Origin of the sequence: Streptomyces kanamyceticus (genome assembly GCF_008704495.1) — a bacterium.
Classification (GTDB): Bacteria; Actinomycetota; Actinomycetes; order Streptomycetales; family Streptomycetaceae; genus Streptomyces; species Streptomyces kanamyceticus.
This window is the reverse complement of the sequence record NZ_CP023699.1, coordinates 8,194,501-8,210,714: the sequence shown is the minus strand read 5'-3', so window position 1 is coordinate 8,210,714 and position 16,214 is coordinate 8,194,501. Positions and strand designations below refer to the sequence as shown.

Annotated in this window: 15 protein-coding genes; 9 read left to right on the top strand and 6 right to left on the bottom strand. The window is 73.5% G+C overall.

Annotation, left to right across the window (positions count from 1 at the left end):
* Positions 1–136: 136 nt before the first annotated feature.
* From CP970_RS35735 to CP970_RS35725, 3 genes are read left to right on the top strand one after another with little or no spacing between them, the layout of a single operon-like run.
* A complete protein-coding gene (locus tag CP970_RS35735) occupies positions 137–1,144 on the top strand; it encodes an ATP-binding cassette domain-containing protein (protein WP_079043437.1) in 1,008 nt (335 codons plus the stop codon).
* A 22-nt stretch (positions 1,145–1,166) separates the two neighbouring features.
* The gene (locus CP970_RS35730) at positions 1,167–2,678 is read left to right on the top strand and encodes an ABC transporter permease subunit (protein ID WP_055546631.1); all 1,512 of its coding nucleotides are present in this window, start codon (positions 1,167–1,169) and stop codon (positions 2,676–2,678) included.
* On the top strand, positions 2,675–3,487 hold the full coding sequence (locus CP970_RS35725) for an ABC transporter permease subunit (protein ID WP_224058902.1): 813 nt from the start codon (positions 2,675–2,677) through the stop codon (positions 3,485–3,487). Before CP970_RS35730 ends, CP970_RS35725 begins: the two co-directional genes overlap by 4 nt.
* 99 nt (positions 3,488–3,586) lie before the next feature.
* Here CP970_RS35725 and CP970_RS35720 read toward each other — a convergent pair whose 3' ends face one another.
* Positions 3,587–5,806, bottom strand: a complete 2,220-nt coding sequence (locus tag CP970_RS35720) for an NADP-dependent isocitrate dehydrogenase (protein ID WP_055546629.1) — start codon at positions 5,804–5,806, stop codon at positions 3,587–3,589.
* Positions 5,807–5,936: 130 nt separating this feature from the next.
* On the opposite strand from CP970_RS35720, the gene CP970_RS35715 reads away from it, so the two are divergent.
* Both CP970_RS35715 and CP970_RS35710 read left to right on the top strand, forming a co-directional pair.
* Positions 5,937–6,527: a TetR/AcrR family transcriptional regulator gene (locus CP970_RS35715; RefSeq protein ID WP_055546626.1), complete on the top strand. Its 591-nt coding sequence runs from the start codon at positions 5,937–5,939 to the stop codon at positions 6,525–6,527.
* Complete coding sequence (locus CP970_RS35710) at positions 6,524–8,056, top strand: MFS transporter (protein WP_063806062.1); 1,533 nt, start codon at positions 6,524–6,526, stop codon at positions 8,054–8,056. The genes CP970_RS35715 and CP970_RS35710 overlap by 4 nt, the downstream gene beginning before the upstream one ends.
* Here the strand turns inward: CP970_RS35710 and CP970_RS35705 are convergent.
* Together CP970_RS35705 and CP970_RS35700 are read right to left on the bottom strand one after the other, a co-directional pair.
* Complete coding sequence (locus tag CP970_RS35705) at positions 7,977–9,173, bottom strand: serine hydrolase domain-containing protein (RefSeq protein ID WP_079043436.1); 1,197 nt, start codon at positions 9,171–9,173, stop codon at positions 7,977–7,979. The two genes, CP970_RS35710 and CP970_RS35705, sit on opposite strands and share 80 nt — an antisense overlap.
* Positions 9,170–10,666: an alpha/beta hydrolase gene (locus CP970_RS35700; RefSeq protein WP_055546624.1), complete on the bottom strand. Its 1,497-nt coding sequence runs from the start codon at positions 10,664–10,666 to the stop codon at positions 9,170–9,172. The genes CP970_RS35705 and CP970_RS35700 overlap by 4 nt, the downstream gene beginning before the upstream one ends.
* Before the next feature lie 248 nt (positions 10,667–10,914).
* Here CP970_RS35700 and CP970_RS35695 point away from each other — a divergent pair, with 248 nt between their 5' ends.
* Both CP970_RS35695 and CP970_RS35690 read left to right on the top strand, forming a co-directional pair.
* Positions 10,915–11,904 (top strand): aldo/keto reductase, encoded by a 990-nt coding sequence (locus tag CP970_RS35695; protein WP_055546622.1) that lies wholly within the window; start codon positions 10,915–10,917, stop codon positions 11,902–11,904.
* 47 nt (positions 11,905–11,951) lie between these two features.
* Complete coding sequence (locus tag CP970_RS35690) at positions 11,952–12,473, top strand: DUF6314 family protein (RefSeq protein WP_224058900.1); 522 nt, start codon at positions 11,952–11,954, stop codon at positions 12,471–12,473.
* On the opposite strand, the gene CP970_RS35685 is transcribed toward CP970_RS35690, so the two are convergent.
* The 3 genes from CP970_RS35685 to CP970_RS35675 are packed head-to-tail and all read right to left on the bottom strand — an operon-like array spanning position 12,409 to position 14,972.
* On the bottom strand, positions 12,409–12,993 hold the full coding sequence (locus CP970_RS35685) for a histidine phosphatase family protein (protein WP_055546618.1): 585 nt from the start codon (positions 12,991–12,993) through the stop codon (positions 12,409–12,411). The two genes, CP970_RS35690 and CP970_RS35685, sit on opposite strands and share 65 nt — an antisense overlap.
* Before the next feature lie 54 nt (positions 12,994–13,047).
* Complete coding sequence (locus CP970_RS35680) at positions 13,048–13,491, bottom strand: GNAT family N-acetyltransferase (RefSeq protein ID WP_055546666.1); 444 nt, start codon at positions 13,489–13,491, stop codon at positions 13,048–13,050.
* A 44-nt stretch (positions 13,492–13,535) separates the two neighbouring features.
* Positions 13,536–14,972, bottom strand: coding sequence for an aminotransferase-like domain-containing protein (locus CP970_RS35675; protein WP_055546616.1), 1,437 nt, complete (start codon positions 14,970–14,972; stop codon positions 13,536–13,538).
* Between CP970_RS35675 and CP970_RS35670 the strand changes: the two genes are divergently transcribed.
* The gene (locus CP970_RS35670) at positions 14,971–15,909 is read left to right on the top strand and encodes a DMT family transporter (RefSeq protein WP_055546614.1); all 939 of its coding nucleotides are present in this window, start codon (positions 14,971–14,973) and stop codon (positions 15,907–15,909) included. The genes CP970_RS35675 and CP970_RS35670 overlap by 2 nt on opposite strands.
* Before the next feature lie 107 nt (positions 15,910–16,016).
* The gene (locus CP970_RS35665; RefSeq protein WP_055546612.1) at positions 16,017–16,208 is read left to right on the top strand and encodes a DUF1918 domain-containing protein; all 192 of its coding nucleotides are present in this window, start codon (positions 16,017–16,019) and stop codon (positions 16,206–16,208) included.
* Positions 16,209–16,214: the final 6 nt, after the last annotated feature.

The window sequence follows — 16,214 nt, the reverse complement described above, 5'->3', positions numbered from 1 at the left end:
CGGGCGTTCGGGGAGTCCCTCACGTGAGGGATACGAAGACGGCTCCGGCGCGTGACGACCCGCGCCCTCGGCATCCCTAACCTCACTTCCCATGACGGGGAGTACGGGGAATCTCGGGGGAAGGGAAGCGGGGCGCATGGAAGCGACCATCGAAGTACGGGAGTTGCGCAAACGGTTCGGGTCCGTCGCCGCGTTGGACGGGCTCAGCTTCGACGTGACGCCGGGTCAGGTGACCGGGTTCGTGGGGCCCAACGGGGCGGGAAAGTCGACCACGTTGCGCATCCTGCTCGGCCTGGACACGGCCGACGAGGGCACGGCGCTGATCGGCGGGCGCCGCTACCAGGCCCTGCGCACCCCGCTGTTGGAGGTCGGCGCCCTGCTGGACGCGGCCGCCGTGCATCCCAGCAGGCGCGGGCGCGACCACCTGCTGTGGCTCGCGCACTCGCACGGCCTGCCGGTGCGCCGCGTGGACGAGGTGCTCGACGTGGTGGGGCTCGGCGGCGCCGCGCGGCGCAGGGCGGGCGGCTACTCGCTCGGGATGCGGCAGCGGCTCGGCATCGCCGCGGCGCTGCTCGGCGATCCGCCGGTGCTGCTGCTCGACGAACCGGTCAACGGCCTCGACCCCGAGGGCATCCGCTGGATCCGGGGGTTCCTCAGGACGCTGGCCGCCGAGGGCCGCACCGTGCTCGTCTCCAGCCATCTGATGGGCGAACTGGAGGACACCGCCGACCACTTGGTGGTGATCGGGCGCGGCCGGGTGATCGCCGACACCGGTGTGGCCGAGCTGCTCGCCGCCGCTTCCGGGGACCGGGTGGCGGTGCGCACAGCCGACCGGGCACGGGCGATGGCCGTCCTCTCGGGGGCGGGCGCGAGCGTCGCCGCCACCGGGCGCGACACGCTCACCGTCTCCTTGCTGCCCGCGGAGCGCGTCGTGGCGCTGCTCGGCAGTGCTGGCGTGGTGTTCTCGGGGGTCGCCGCGCACCGGGCGACGCTGGAGGAGGCGTACATGGAACTCACCAGGGACGCGGTGCAGTTCGCGGCGGACGAGACCGCTGTGGGGCCGGAGCGCGCGGCAGGCGCGGCCGGGGACGAGGACGCGGACGACGGCGGAGACGATGCCGCAGTTGCGGAAGGTGTGCGATGAGCACCGTTACGGAAGGTGTGCGATGAGCACCGTCACGCCCCGCCGCGCCTCGGCCGTGCCCGTCGCCCGCGACGGCTTCCCGCAGCTGCTGCGCGCCGAGTGGACCAAGCTGCGTACCGTACGCCGCTGGGGGATCACCCTGCTCGCCGCGGTCCTGGTGACCGTCCTCGTCTCCCTCTTCTCCGCCGTCAGTTCGGGCAGCGAGGTCTCGAACGGGGGACGCGGGAAGCCGCCCACCGGCCCCGAGGGACAGTCGATCGTCGACAACTTCCCCTTCGTGCACCGCACCCTCACCGGCGACGGCAGCGTCACCGCCCGCGTCGGGGCGCCCGCCGGGCAGGGCGACAGCGCGACGCCGCCGTGGGCGAAGGCGGGACTGCTCATCAAGGAGAGCACCCGGCCGGGATCCGAGTACGCGGCGCTGATGCTCACCGCCCGGCACGGAGTGCGCCTGCAGAGCGGATTCTCCCGTGACGTGGCGGGCTCCGCCGTCCCCCCGGGGACCTCCCGCTGGCTGCGGCTCACCCGCTCGGGCGCCACCGTCACCGGGTACGAGTCGGCCGACGGCAGCCACTGGCGCGAGGTCGGCACGGTCGAACTGGCAGGACCGCCGCGCGCGTTGCCCGTCGGCATGTTCGTCGCCTCGCCCGACATCCAGTCGGCCGAGCGGTCGTTCGGCAGCATGTCCCTTGACCAGAACCCCTCGCGGTCCGCCGCGCGCTTCGACCGGGTGGCGCTCGACGGCCGCGCCGGGGCGGCGGACTGGCGGCTCACCGACGTCGGCGAGCCGCACGTGCGGATGGGCGACCTCGACCGGTCGAAAGGCACCTTCACGCTCGCCGGGTCGGGCGACATCGCCCCCGCGCCGCCGCAGAACGACCTCGCCGTCATGGCCCTGGACGGCGCCCAGTTGGGGCTCGTCCTGATCGCCGCGCTCGGCGTCCTTTTCATCACGTCCGAGTACCGGCGCGACATGATCCGCACCACGTTCACGGCCAGCCCGCGGCGCGGCCGGGTGCTCGCCGCCAAGGCCGTCGTCATCGGCGCCGCCGCGTTCGTCGCGGGACTCGTCGCGTGCGTCGCCGCGTTCCTGGTCAGCGCGCCCGAGCTGAAGGGCGGCGATCCCCTGCCGATGCTCTTCGCCGACCTCTCGCTGACCGACGGGCCCGCGCTGCGCGCCGTCATCGGCACGGCCGCCGTACTGGCCCTGGTCGCCGTGCTCGCGCTCGGCCTCGGCGCCCTGATGCGCGGTACGGCGGCGGCGATCGCCACCGTCGTCGTCCTGTTCGTGCTGCCGCTGATCCTGCTCGGCGGCCTGCCGCTCGGCCTCGCCCACGGCATCCAACGCCTCACGCCCGTCGCGGGGTTCGCCGTGCAGAACACGCTGCCGCGCTACGACCAGGTGGCGACGGTGTGCCTGCCGGAGGAGAGCTGCTATCCGCAGGGCCCCTGGACGGGCGTCGCGACGCTCGCCCTGTACGCCGTGCTGGTCCTCGGCGCCGCGATGTGGCGGCTGCGGAGGCGGGACGCGTGACGGCGCCGACCACGCCGCTTCGCGCGAGCGGCGGCCGGGGGCTCGGCACGCTGCGCGCCGAGTGGACCAAACTCCGTACGCTGCACAGCACGTGGTGGCTGCTGCTCGCCCTGGTGGCGCTGACCGTCGCGGTGGGCGCGGTGACCTGCGCGGCGCTGTCCGCGGGTGACTGCCCTGATCCGGCCGCGTGCCACGAGGACACCGTGAAGCTCAGCCTCACGGGCGTGTGGGTGGGCCAGGGCGCGGCCGTCGTCCTCGCGGTGCTCGCGATGAGCGGCGAGTACGCCACGGGCACCATCCGTACGACGCTGGCGGCGGAGCCGGGACGGATGCGGATGCTGGCCGCCAAGGCGACGGTGGTGTGCGCGCTGACGGCTGCCGCGGCGGCCATCGGCGTCGCCGGGTCGCTGCTCGCGGGGCGCGAGCTGCTCGCCGACGAGGGTTTCGCGGTGCCGGGGCTCCTGGCAGGGGCCGTGCTCCGGGCGGCCTTCGGCTCCGTGCTCCATCTGGTCCTCGCGGCCCTGGTCGGCCTCGGCGTGGCCACGGCCCTGCGGGACACGGCGGCCGCGGCCACCTCCGCGCTCGCCCTGTTCTACGCCCTGCCGCTGCTCGCGGGGCTGCTCGCCGACCCCGACTGGCAGAAGTGGGCGCAGCGCCTCACCCCGTCGACGGCGGGCCTCGCGGTGCGGGCCACCCGGGATCTGGACCGGCTGCCGATCGGGCCCTGGGCGGGGCTCGGGGTGCTCGGCGCGTACGCGGCGGTGTCGCTCGCTCTGGGCGCGCTGGTGCTGCGGGCACGGGATGCCTGAGGAGACATCGGTGCGCGTACGCCGCCGCCCCGGCCGGAAGGTTCCGGCCGGGGCGGCGGCGCATGCCGTGCGTCAGCTCAAGGCGTCGGCACAGCGTGTTCAGCTCAGGGTCGACAGCGCCTGGTTGAACGTGGCGGACGGGCGCATGACGGCCGTCGCCTTGGCGGTGTCGGGCTGGTAGTAGCCGCCGATGTCGACCGGGTTGCCCTGCACGGCGACGAGCTCGGCGACGATGGTCTCCTCCTGCTCGGTCAGCGTCTTGGCCAGGGCCGCGAACGCCTCCGCGAGCTGCGCGTCGTCGGTCTGCTTGGCCAGCTCCTGCGCCCAGTACAGGGAGAGGTAGAAGTGGCTGCCGCGGTTGTCGATGCCACCGAGCTTGCGGCTCGGCGACTTGTTCTCGTTCAGGAACGTGCCGGTCGCCCGGTCGAGGGTGTCGGCGAGCACCTGGGCGCGCGCGTTGCCCGTCGTGGTGGCGAGGTGCTCGAAGCTGACCGCGAGGGCGAGGAACTCGCCCAGGCTGTCCCAGCGCAGGTAGTCCTCCTTGACCAGCTGCTGGACGTGCTTCGGGGCGGAGCCGCCCGCGCCCGTCTCGAAGAGGCCGCCGCCGTTCATCAGCGGGACCACCGAGAGCATCTTGGCGCTGGTGCCGAGCTCCAGGATCGGGAACAGGTCGGTGAGGTAGTCACGCAGGACGTTGCCGGTGACGGAGATGGTGTCCTCGCCGCGGCGGATGCGCTTGAGCGAGAACGCGGTGGCCTCGACCGGCGACATGATCTTGATGTCGAGCCCTGCGGTGTCGTGCTCGGCGAGGTAGGCCGCGACCTTCTCGATGAGCACGGCGTCGTGCGCGCGGTTCTCGTCCAGCCAGAACACGGCCGGGTTGCCGGTGGCGCGGGCGCGCGTGACGGCGAGCTTGACCCAGTCCTGGATCGGCAGGTCCTTGGTCTGGCACATGCGGAAGATGTCACCGGCGGCGACGGACTGCTCCAGGACGACGTTCCCGGCGCCGTCGACGACGCGGACGGTGCCGGCCGCGGCGACCTCGAAGGTCTTGTCGTGGCTGCCGTACTCCTCGGCCTTCTGCGCCATCAGGCCGACGTTCGGGACCGAGCCCATCGTCGAGGGGTCGTAGGCGCCGTTGGCGCGGCAGTCGTCGAGGACGACCTGGTACACGCCGGAGTAGCTGCTGTCCGGGAGGACCGCGAGGGTGTCGTGCTCGTCGCCGTCCGGGCCCCACATGTGGCCGGAGGTGCGGATCATGGCCGGCATGGAGGCGTCGACGATGACGTCGCTCGGGACGTGCAGGTTGCTGATGCCCTTGTCGGAGTCGACCATGGCGAGCTCGGGGCCCTCGGCGAGCTCGGCCTCGAAGGACGCCTTGATCTGCTCGCCCTCGGGGAGGGACTCCAGGCCCTTGTAGATGCCGCCGAGGCCGTCGTTCGGGGTAAGACCCGCGGCGGCCAGGGTCTCGCCGTACGCGGCGAAGGTCTTCGGGAAGAAGGCGCGGACCACGTGGCCGAAGACGATCGGGTCCGAGACCTTCATCATCGTGGCCTTGAGGTGCACCGAGAAGAGCACGCCCTCGGCCTTGGCGCGAGCGACCTGCGCGGTGAGGAACTCGCGCAGCTGGGCGACGCGCATGACGGAGGCGTCGACGACCTCGCCGGCCAGGACCGGTACGGACTCGCGCAGGACGGTGGTGGAGCCGTCCTCACCCGCGAGCTCGATGCGCAGCGAACCTGCCTCGGAGATCACCGCGGACTTCTCGGTGGAGCGGAAGTCGTCGGCGCCCATGGTGGCGACGTTCGTCTTGGAGTCGGCCGTCCAGGCACCCATGCGGTGCGGGTGGGCCTTGGCGTAGTTCTTGACCGACGCGGGGGCGCGGCGGTCGGAGTTGCCCTCGCGCAGGACCGGGTTGACGGCGCTGCCCTTGACCTTGTCGTAGCGGGCGCGGGTGTCGCGCTCCTCGTCGGTCTTGGGGTCGTCCGGGTAGTCGGGGAGCGCGTAGCCCTGGGCCTGCAGCTCGGCGACCGCGGCCTTCAGCTGCGGGATCGACGCCGAGATGTTCGGCAGCTTGATGATGTTGGCCTGGGGGGTCTTGGCCAGCTCGCCGAGCTCCGCGAGGGCGTCGGAGATCCGCTGGCTCTCCTCGAGGCGCTCGGGGAAGCTCGCGATGATGCGGCCCGCGAGCGAGATGTCGCGGGTCTCCACGCTGACACCCGCCGTCGAGGCGTAGGCCTGGACCACCGGCAAGAACGAATGGGTCGCCAGGGCCGGGGCCTCGTCAGTGTGGGTGTAGATGATGGTCGAGTCAGTCACCGGGTGCTCCGCTCCGCGTCTGCAACATTTCTCGACATCAAGATACCTCCTACCTCCCCCCTCGCGGACAGGGGGCCTCAGACTCGCGTTCGAAGTAGACACTGTCTACGCGGTGCGGTAGACAGTGTCTATGAACGAACAGGACGCCGGGCTGCGGGCCCGGCTTGTGGACGTGGGCGTCGAACTCGTCGCCGCACAGGGAGTACAGGCCCTGACACTGCGGGAGATCGCGCGCAGGGCGGGGGTCTCGCACGGGGCGCCCCGGCGGTACTTCCCCACGCACGTGGCGCTGCTGTCCGCCATCGCCCAGCGGGGCTTCGCCGAGCTGGCGGCCGGGGCGGAGCAGGCGACGGGTGAGGCGAGCGGGAGCGCGCGGGACCGGCTTCGGGCGCTGAGCCGCGCCTACCTCGACTTCGCCGCCGCCAACCGCGGCATGTTCGAGCTGATGTTCCGCCACGACCTCCTGGAGAGCAACCAGCTCGGCCTGCGGGAGACCAGCCTGCCGCTCTTCGACGTCCTGGTCGGCCTGGTCGCCGAGGCGCGCCAGGGGTCCGAAGGGGGCCCCGGGGCCCGGGTCGTCGCGGGCGCGCTCTGGGCGAACCTGCACGGCATCGCGCAGCTGTGGGCGTGGGGCAGCCTGCGCCTCGCGTCGGGGGCCGAGGACGCCGACGAGCTGCTCGCGGCCGCGCTCGACGCGCACCTGGGTCCGGCGGGTTCATGACGGCCGCCCCTGCGCTCCGGCGCCACCTCACCCTGGCCTGCAGCGTCGTCGGCGCCATGATCGTCGCCTTGGACGGCACCGTGCTGACCGTCGTGCAGCCCGTCCTGCAGCGCGATCTGGACGCCTCGTTCGCGCAGGTGCAGTGGACCAGCACCGGATATCTCATCGCCGTGGCGAGCCTGCTCGTCTTCGCGGGGCGGCTCGGCGACCGGTACGGGCACCGGCGGCTCTTCGCCGTCGGCACGCTCGGGTTCGCGCTCGCGTCGGCGGGCATCGGGCTCGCGTCCGGCATCGGCTGGGTGATCGCGCTGCGCGTCGTCCAGGGCGTCTGCGGCGCGCTGCTCCAGCCCGCCACCCTCGGGATGCTGCGAGCCGCGTTCCCGCCCGACAAGCTCGCCATGCCCATCGCGCTGCGGACCAGCGCCATCGGCCTCGCGGCCGCCACGGGCCCGCTGCTCGGCGGCGCGCTCGCCACCCACCTGGGCTGGCGTTCCGTCTTCTTCCTCAACGTCGTGCCCGCGCTGGCGATCGGCGTCCTCGCCCTGCTTGTCCGGGTGCCCGCGCCGCGCCGCCGGGGCCCCGCGCCCCGGCTCGACGTGCCGGGGGCCGTGCTGCTCGCGGTGACCCTGGCCGCTCTCGTGCACACGCTGGTCGCCGTCGCGGAGAGCGGTCCGACGGCGGGCACCTGGGCGGGGCTCCTGGTGACGGCGGTCGCGGGCGGCGCGTTCGCCCGGCACGAGCGGCGTACGCCCGGTCCCCTCGTGCCGCCCGGACTGCTCGCCTCCGCCGCGGTCGGCCCGGCGCTCTGCGTCCTGCTCGCCGCGTCCGCCGCGATGTTCGGGGCGCTCTTCGTCGCCACGTACTTCCTTCAGGACGTCCTCGCGCTCGACCCGCTGCGCAGCGCCGTCCAGGCGCTGCCCCTCGCCGTGCTGATGGTGGTGGCCGCGCCGCTGGCGGCCGTAATCCTTCGCGCGCACGGGCCGCGGCGCACGGTCATGACGGCGATGGCGGTGCTCACGGCCGGCGTGCTCGTCCTGTCGCGCCTCGGCCCCGATCCCGCCGCCGGGGCCGTCGGCGCCGGGTTCCTGCTCGTCGGTGCCGGGTTCGGCACCGTGATGGTCGCCGCGACCACCGTGGCCGTACGACATGCACCGGTGGGCGACGCCGGAGTCGCGGGCGGGCTCCAGCAGACCGCCATGAACATCGGCCCCGCACTCGGCGTCGCCCTCGCGACGGCGCTGATGACCCTTCTCACCCCCGCCACCACGCGGCCCGGCGCCACGGCGCCCCACTGGAGCGACGGGGACTTCGTCGCCGCGATGGGCCCGACGCTCACGGTGCTCGCGGTGGTCGCGGCGCTCGGCGCGCTGGTGGCGGCCCGGCTGCCGCGCCGGAACGCGGAGACCGCCGCGGCCGCGGGGACGGACGCGACGGACACCCCACCCCCCGTCAGCGCAGCGCCGCCTCCACCATCCGCAGGGTCCGCGCCGCCTGCTCATCCGACTCCGGGCCGCCGAGTCGTACGGTGAACGCGGCGCTGGTCACGGCCCTGGCACCGTCCCCGGTGACACCGCACTCGGAGACGCAGCCGAGGCTGGTCCCGCCGTGGAACCAGATGCCTTCGCCGATCCCCGCCACCGGGCGCCAGGCGATGCCGAGCCCGTAGCGGACACCGGGCGCCGCGATCCAGTCGGGGGCGGGCACCGTCCGGCGCATCGCCGCCAGTTGGGCCGGGCGCAGCAGCCGCCCGTCGAACAGGGCGCGCAGGAACAGCGCGTGGTCGTGGGTCGTCGAGATGACGCAGCCGTCCGCTCCCCCGCCCTGGGCGACGGTCGTGTCGGTGGGGCGGGTCTCCTTCGGGAAGTACGTGTATGCGGTGGCGGTCGGCATCGGCAGGTACGGCGACGTGCCCGGGGTGAACGTGTGGCGCAGGCCGAGCGGTTCGATGATCCGCTCGTGCACCTCCTGGGCCCAGGAATGCCCCGTGACCGCCTCGATGACCAGTCCGGCCGCGACGTAGTTGGTGTTGGAGTATCCCCAGCGCCGCTCCCCCGCGGGGTCGTCGGCGTCGGGCAGCCACTGCGGCGGTGCGCCGACGGCCGCCGCCAGCTGCTCCTCGGGGCGCTGCGCGCGGAACCGGTTGCGGCGGTAGGCATCCGGCGTGAACTCGCCGGGGTCCGCGCCGACGGCGAAGTAGTCGTTGAGACCGCTGGTCTGCCGCAGCAGGTTGGCGACCGTGATCCGGCGGCCGTCGTTGCCGTGGCCCCTGATGGCCCCCGGCAGCCACCGCTCGACGGTGTCGGTGAGCTTCAGGCGTCCCTCGCCGACGAGTTGGAGGGCGACGGTGGCGGTGAAGGTCTTGGTGTCGCTGCCGATCCGGTAGTACGCGTCCTGGGGCACGGGCTCCCGCGACGCGAGGTCGGCGACACCCGCGCGGGCCCTCGTGCTCCCGTGCGCGCTCTGCACCTCGGCGATGACACCGGACACTCCGGCGTCCCTGACGGCTTCGACGTTCTTCTGGAGCGCGGACCCGGCAGGGTCCGAGCGGCGCGCGCGGGACTCGGACGCCCTCGCCTCCGTCGTCATCACCGCCCCGCCGAGCAGCGCAGCGGCGGTGGCCGCGAGTCCGGTACGCCTGGTGATCATCGCTGTGCCCCCGTCTTCTTGTCGGGGTGCGCGCAGGTCACGTCGGCGGCGGGCAACTTGCCGTCCCGCAGGTACGCGTTGACGGTCCGGTCGGCGCACGGGATGGCCGTGTGGCCCTCGTTGCCGCGCCCGTACACGCCGTGCGAGCGGATGTCGGCCGTGAGCAGCCGGGATCCCTTGAGCTTGCGGTGCAGCGCGAGCGCGCCCTCGTAGGGGACGTTGTTGTCCAGGCGGGCCTGGAGCATCAGGACGGGCACCTTGTTGCCGATCTTCGTGCCGGGCTCGCGGGGCGCCGAATTCCAGAACGCGCACGGGGCGATCATCGAGTTCACATAGGGCCCGAAGACCGGCTGCGTGGCGCGGCTTCCCTCCATGTTCTTCCAGTACGTCTCCGGGTCCTTGGGCCAGCCGCCCGCGGGCCAGCCGCCGTCGCCGCACATGAACATCGCGCCGCCGAGCATGCTGTTCTCCACCTCGGGCGAATTGAGGAACGCCAGCATCGCGGCGAGCGCGGGCCCGGGCTCGACCTCCTCACCGGCGGCCGCCCTCGTCAGGTCGCTGACCATGCCCGCGAGCTGTTCGTCGTTCTCCTCGTGCTGCACGAGCTGCTTGAACATGACCCGCACCAGCTTCGCGTCCAGGCGCTGCCCGGCGATCGGGACGGGATGCCGCTCCGCCCGTGCGAGCAGCTTCTCCATGTCCGCCCGCATGCCGGGGGACAGTGCCGCCTCGGCGGGCGCCCCCGACCGCTGGAACAGCTCGTACTGCGTGGCCGCCGGATCGGTCGAGGAGTCGATCACGATCCGGTCGGCCCGGCGCGGGAACATCTGGGTGAAGACGGCGCCCAGGTCCGCGCCGTACGAGACGCCGTAGTACGACATCTTGCGCTCGCCGAGCGCGGCGCGGATCGCGTCCATGTCGCGGGCGACGTTGCGGGTCGAGGCGTGCGGCAGCAGCGCGGCGTTGTCGCCGTGCTCCTGGCAGCGGCGCGCGGTGTCGCGGGCGGCGCGCGTCGAGGCGTCGAAGTCGGCGCGCGGCGTCGTGGTCTCCGGGGGCGGCGTCGGGCGCGGCGCGGGGCCGCAGGTGAGCGGGGTGCTCTCGCCGAGGAAGCGCGGGTCGAAGCCGATCAGGTCGTAGCGGTCGGCGACGTCCTTCAGGGTGGGGCGCAGGGAGAGGGTGGTGGCCAGGCCGTTGCCGCCGGGGCCGCCCGGGTTGGAGAGCAGGATGCCGCGCCGCTGCCCGGGCGACTTCGCCTTGATCCGGGATATCGCGATGTCGATCGTACGGCCGCCGGGGTCGCTGTAGTCGAGCGGAACGGCCACCTTCGCGCACTGCGCGCCCGCCTCGTTCAGCTCCTTCTGGTCGGCGGAGCAGGCGCCCCAGTTCACCGTCTCGCGAGGGCCGCGCGGCGAGTCCTGCGGGGCGGCCGCCGCCCCTGTGGCGAGGAGTCCCGCGAGGCCGAGACCCGCTGTGACTGCTGACGCGATGCGCATCGTGCTCCTTGAGTGATTCCGGTGGGCGGAAGTGTGGGCGGAAGTGCTGATCATGACAGTAGGAGCACGCTCGGGGCCGGACCATCGGGCTCTCCGCCCGAACTCCCCTGGGGACAGCCCTACTTGCCTGCTCTGGATCTCTATGCTCCGCGCCCCGGCGAACGGCCGCCGCGTCCCGGTTGACCTGGAGTTCTCTCCAACTCATAGGGTCATGCACGTTCACCAGGAACGACCCAGGAGGTTTCACCATGACCAGCCTTCCCACGCGACACCTCGGCGCGCTGACGGTCTCGGCGCAGGGGCTCGGGTGCATGGGGATGAGCCATGGCTACGGCACGTCGGACGACGCGCAGTCGACAGCGACGATCCACCGTGCCCTCGACCTCGGCACCACCCTGCTCGACACCTCCGACTTCTACGGCTCGGGCCACAACGAGCAGCTCCTCGGCCGGGCGCTCGCCGGATCCCGCCGCGAACAGGCCGTCATCGCCACCAAGTTCGGCTTCGCCAACCGGCTCGGCGAGCCCTTGCACATCCGGGGCGACGCGGCGTACGTCCGCGAGGCGTGCGACGCCTCGCTGCGGCGCCTGGGCGTCGACCACATCGACCTGTACTACCTGCACCGGGTGGACAGGTCCGTGCCGATCGAGGAGACCGTCGGCGCGATGGCCGATCTTGTCGACGCGGGCAAGGTGCGCCACCTCGGGCTCTCCGAGGCGAGCGCGCGCACGATCGAGCGGGCGCACGCCGTGCACCCGATCGCCGCGCTGCAGAGCGAGTGGTCGCTGTGGACCAGGGACCTGGAGGCGGAGATCGCGCCGGTCTGCCGCGAGCTCGGCATCGGCATCGTGCCGTTCTCGCCGCTCGGCCGCGGCTTCCTCACCGGCCGCTACACCACGCTCGACGGGCTGCCCGAGGACGATCTGCGGCGCACCCAGCCCCGCTTCGCCGACGGCAACCTGGAGCGAAACCTGGGCATTGTGGACACCCTGAACGCGCTCGCCGCCGAGAAGGGCGTCACCGCGGGGCAGCTCGCGCTCGCCTGGGTGCAGCACCGCGGCGACGACGTCGTGCCGATCCCCGGCACGCGCCGCGAGAAGTACCTGGAGGAGAACCTCGCGGCCGTCGCGATCGAGCTCTCCGCCGACGAGCTCGCCGCGATCGACGCGGCGGCGCCCGCGGGCGGGGTCGCGGGCACGCGGTACGACGAGCGGAGCCTGTCCGTCGTCGACAGCTAGGCCCCGCCCCGTCCGGCGCCTCTCATCGGGGACGTAGCCTCGGTGGCATGCCCTTCCCCGATGAGAGCGCCCACCCCGCGATGACCGGGCATCCCGTACCCGACGTCCTCGCCCATCTCGCGGGCACCTGGCACGTGGAGCGCACGGTCCGCGACCTCACGGAAGGGCCCGAGGGCCGCTTCACCGGCACGACGCGCTTCACGCCGCTGCCCGCCCCGGACGACGGCGGTCTCCTCCACCACGAGTCGGGCACGTTCACCTGGCGGGGCACCGCACGCCCCGCCGAGCGCACCCTGCGCTTCCTGCCCGGCGACGAACCGGGCACCGCCCGCGTCGAGTTCGCCGACGGCCGTCCCTTCCACGACCTCGACCTGCGCACCGGGCGCCACACGGCGGACCACCCGTGCGTCGCCGACCTCTACCGCGGCGAGTTCGCGGTGTACGACGAGGACCGATGGCGTACGAGCTGGCGGGTCGGCGGACCCGCCAAGGACCTGCTGCTGGTCACGGAGTACCGGCGCTCGCCTCGAGGCGGAGGTTCCAGCGGCCGCCGTGACCGGTCAGGGTGACCGTCGAGAGCGGGCGGACGTCGATGTTCCAGTACGTCGAGGGGGGCGCCTTCAGGGCGTAGGTGAGCGCGGCGCGCACCACGGCGGGCTCCGCCACGGCGAGGACGCGGGCGTCGGGTCCTGTCGGCCGGGTGTCGAGCCAGCCGCCGACCCGCGAGATGAACCCGAGCAGCGACTCGCCGCCGTGCGGCGCGGCACGGGGGTCGCCGAGCCAGGCGTCGACCACGGCCGGTTCGCGCGCGGTGACCTCGGCGAGCGTAAGACCGCGCCACCGCCCCATGTCGCAGTCCCGCAGCGCGGGTTGGGCGAGCGGCGCGAAGCCGAGTGCGTCGCCGGTGGCGCGGCTGCGCGGGGTGGGCGAGCAGTAGCGCAACTCGGCCACGCCGAGCGGAAGCAGCGCGGGAGCGGCGGCCTGGACCTCCTGCCACCCGGCCCGGTCGAGCGGCCGGTCGTCGTCGAAGCGCTCCGCGAGCAGCGAGGCGCTGCGCGCGGCGGCGATGAGTGTGACGCGAGCATGCATGCGGTGATGTTGAGGCGCACGAGAGCGCAGGTCAAGGGCTCACCCAGGGTGCGCTCACTGGATACCGAGCGCCATCCACTTCTCCGGGTTGTCCAGGGGCGCGAAGCCGAGCTTCTCGTAGACGCCGTGCGCGTCGGCCGTGGCGAGCAGGACGCGGCGCACTCCGAACGGCTCCACGTGCGCGCGGACCTCGGCGACGAGTGCGGTACCGAGCCCCTTGCCGCGGGCGGCCGGGGCGACGTACACGTCGCAGAGCCAGGCGAAGGTGGCCCGGTCGGTCACCACGCGGGCGTAGGCGACCTGTTCGCCGGAAGCCTCCTCGTACACACCGAAGTTGACCGATCCGGCGATCGCCGCGTCCTGCTTCTCGCGGGTGCGCCCGAGGGCCCAGTACGCGTCCGTGGAGAGCCACTGGTGGACGCGCGCGGCGTCGATGCGGGCGGGGTCGGCGGATATCTCGTAGCCGTCGGCGATGCCGGGTGCTGTGCTGTCGCTCATCCCCCGACCCTGCCAGCTGCCCGACGCGCCGTCGAGCCCGTTTCTCACCCGAGGACTTCGTCGCAGGCGGCCCTGAGCCTGCGTACGCCCTCCGCGATCTCCCCCGTCCCCGCGACCGCCGCGAAGCTCAGCCTGATGTACGCCGCCGGGGGTTCGGCCGCGAAGTACGGGCGGCCGGGGGCGACGGCGACGCCCGCGCGCAGTGCCGCGGAGACCAGCGCCGCCTCGTCCGTGCCGTCGGGCATGCGCTGCCACAGGTGGTAGCCGCCCGCCGGGACGTGCGGCATCGCGAGCTCGGGGAAGCGCAGCCGCAGCGCCGCCGCCATCGCGTCCCTGCGGTCCTTCAACTCGCCTGCCACCGCCCGCAGATGGCGGGGCCAGGCGGGCGAGCCCACCAGTTCGAGCGCCGCCTCCTGCAAGGGCCGGGGCACGAAGAAGTGGTCGACGACCTGGATGGCGCGCAGCCGTTCGAGGACGGGGCCGCGGGCGACGAGCGCGCTCACCCGGAAGCTCGGCGAGGTGGCCTTGGTGAGCGAGCAGACGTGCACGACGACGCCGTCGCGGTCGTCGGAGGCGAGCGGCCGCGGCAGCGGTCCCGCGTCCTCGTGCACGAGTCGGCGTACGAAGTCGTCCTCGATGACGAACGCGCCTGCCGCGCGGGCGATCCGCAGCACCTCGGGGCGGCGCTCGGCGGAGAGCACCGCCCCCGTCGGGTTCTGGAAGAGCGGCTGGCAGACGAGGACGCGCGCCCCCGTGGCCCGGAACGCCGCCTCAAGCAGGTCGGGGCGCACGCCGTCGGTGTCCACCGGGACCGGCACGGGACGCAGCCCCGCGGCGCGGGCGATGGCGAGCATCCCCGGGTAGGTGGGCGACTCGACGAGCACCGGGGCGCCGGGCGGCGCGAGTGCCCGCAGCGCCGTCGTCAGCGCGCTCTGCCCGCCCGCCGTGATGAGCACCTCGGCCGCCGTGATCGCCCCGCCGATGCCCCGCGCGAACCACTCCCGCAGCTCCATGAGGCCGTCGACCGGCGGCCGCCCCCACGCGCCCGGCCGTCGCCCCGCGCGCGCGAGGGCCGCCGCCATCGCGCGCTCGGGCTGCAGCGAGGCGTCCAGATAGCCGCCGTTGAACTCGATGACGCCGGGCGCGGGCGCGGCCAGGGTGACCAGGACGCCGGAGGCGTCGACAGCGCGCGGCACCGGTTCCGCGGCGGCGTCGGCGCTCAGCGTCACCTCCTGCCAGGAGGTGTCACCGGCCGGGGCCGCGGCGGCCTGCGGTTCGGCGCGGAAGACCCCGGCGCCGGGCCGGGTGACGACAAGCCCTTCGGCGGCCAGCTGCCCCAGGGCCCGTGACACGGTCACCGGGCTGACCCTGAACCGCTCGACCAGGGCCCGGCTCGATGGGAGCTTTCCACCTGGAGAGTAGCGGTCCAGCTCATCTCGCAGCTGTTTCGCCAATTCGCCCACACTGCTACCGTCATGCATGACAGCACAGGATAGCGCTACTCGTCCGACCCGGATAGCGGTCGAGGTCACGGAGAAGCCCGGCACCGCCGCGCACGGCTCCCGCCGCACCGGCACCCTGCTCGCCGCGCTCGGCGTCACCGCCTTCTCGCTCACCTTCCCCGCCACCGCCTGGGGCCTGGAAGGCATCGGCCCCTGGAGCCTGGTGACGCTGCGGGGCGTGCTCAGCGCGCTCATCGCGGGCGGCTGTCTGCTCGCCCTGCGCGTCCCGGTCCCCGACCGCCGCCACTGGGCAGGGCTCGCGGTGGTCGGCGCCGGTGTCGTCGTCGGCTTCCCGCTGCTGACCACGCTCGCCCTGCAGACGTCCACCACCGCGCACGCGGCCGTCGTCGTGGGGCTGCTCCCCCTGACGACCGCCGTCTTCTCCGCGCTGCGCACCGGCGCCCGGCCCTCCCGCGCCTTCTGGGCCGCGGCGCTCGCCGGGGCCGCCGCGGTCATCGCGTTCACCGTGCAGCAGAGCGGCGGCGCGCTGACCACCGCCGACCTCTACCTCTTCGGCGCGCTCCTGATCTGCGCGGCCGGATACACCGAGGGCGGCCGCCTGGCCCGCGAGATGCCCGGCTGGCAGGTCATCGGCTGGGGCCTGATCCTCTGCCTGCCGCTCAACATCGTCGGGGCGAGCGTCGCCCTGCAGCACGAGTCCTTCCAGCCCACCGGGCACAGCACGGCGGGTCTGCTCTACTCCGCGATCGGCTCGCAGTTCCTCGGCCTGGTCGTCTGGTACCGGGGCATGGCGGCCATCGGCGTACCCAAGGCCAGTCAGCTGCAGCTCGCCCAGCCGCTCCTGACCCTCATCTGGTCGGTGTTCCTGCTCGGCGAGCACCTCACCGTCGCCGCCCCGCTCACCGCGGCCGCCGTGCTCGTCTGCATCGCCGTCACCCAACGGGCCCGCGGCTGACGGGTTACCGGCTCAAGGGGCCCCAACTCCCGTTGCCCGTCGTACACTTGCGGCCACGGATCGCGACCCTGGAACGGACGACAGAGCGGGACGAGGGGGCACTCCAGATGCGTGCAACCGTAGGCGACGAGCTGGTGGTGCACGGCAGGATCGTCGGGCAGCACGACCGCATCGCACGGATCGTCGAGGTGCTCGGCGCGGACGGCGGACCGCCGTACCGCGTCCGCTTCGAGGACGGTCACGAGACGCTGATGTCGCCGGGTCCCGACACCGTCGTACGGCATCAGGACCCGGCGTAACCCACC

Coding starts and splice junctions, on each gene's coding strand:
- CP970_RS35735 (WP_079043437.1), top strand. CDS start 137: ATGGAAGCGACCATCGAAGTACGGGAGTTGCGCAAACGGTTCGGGTCC.
- CP970_RS35730 (WP_055546631.1), top strand. CDS start 1,167: ATGAGCACCGTCACGCCCCGCCGCGCCTCGGCCGTGCCCGTCGCCCGC.
- CP970_RS35715 (WP_055546626.1), top strand. CDS start 5,937: ATGAACGAACAGGACGCCGGGCTGCGGGCCCGGCTTGTGGACGTGGGC.
- CP970_RS35710 (WP_063806062.1), top strand. CDS start 6,524: ATGACGGCCGCCCCTGCGCTCCGGCGCCACCTCACCCTGGCCTGCAGC.
- CP970_RS35705 (WP_079043436.1), bottom strand. CDS start 9,173: ATGATCACCAGGCGTACCGGACTCGCGGCCACCGCCGCTGCGCTGCTC.
- CP970_RS35700 (WP_055546624.1), bottom strand. CDS start 10,666: ATGCGCATCGCGTCAGCAGTCACAGCGGGTCTCGGCCTCGCGGGACTC.
- CP970_RS35695 (WP_055546622.1), top strand. CDS start 10,915: ATGACCAGCCTTCCCACGCGACACCTCGGCGCGCTGACGGTCTCGGCG.
- CP970_RS35690 (WP_224058900.1), top strand. CDS start 11,952: ATGCCCTTCCCCGATGAGAGCGCCCACCCCGCGATGACCGGGCATCCC.
- CP970_RS35685 (WP_055546618.1), bottom strand. CDS start 12,993: ATGCATGCTCGCGTCACACTCATCGCCGCCGCGCGCAGCGCCTCGCTG.
- CP970_RS35680 (WP_055546666.1), bottom strand. CDS start 13,491: ATGAGCGACAGCACAGCACCCGGCATCGCCGACGGCTACGAGATATCC.
- CP970_RS35670 (WP_055546614.1), top strand. CDS start 14,971: ATGACAGCACAGGATAGCGCTACTCGTCCGACCCGGATAGCGGTCGAG.
- CP970_RS35675 (WP_055546616.1), bottom strand. CDS start 14,972: ATGCATGACGGTAGCAGTGTGGGCGAATTGGCGAAACAGCTGCGAGAT.
- CP970_RS35665 (WP_055546612.1), top strand. CDS start 16,017: ATGCGTGCAACCGTAGGCGACGAGCTGGTGGTGCACGGCAGGATCGTC.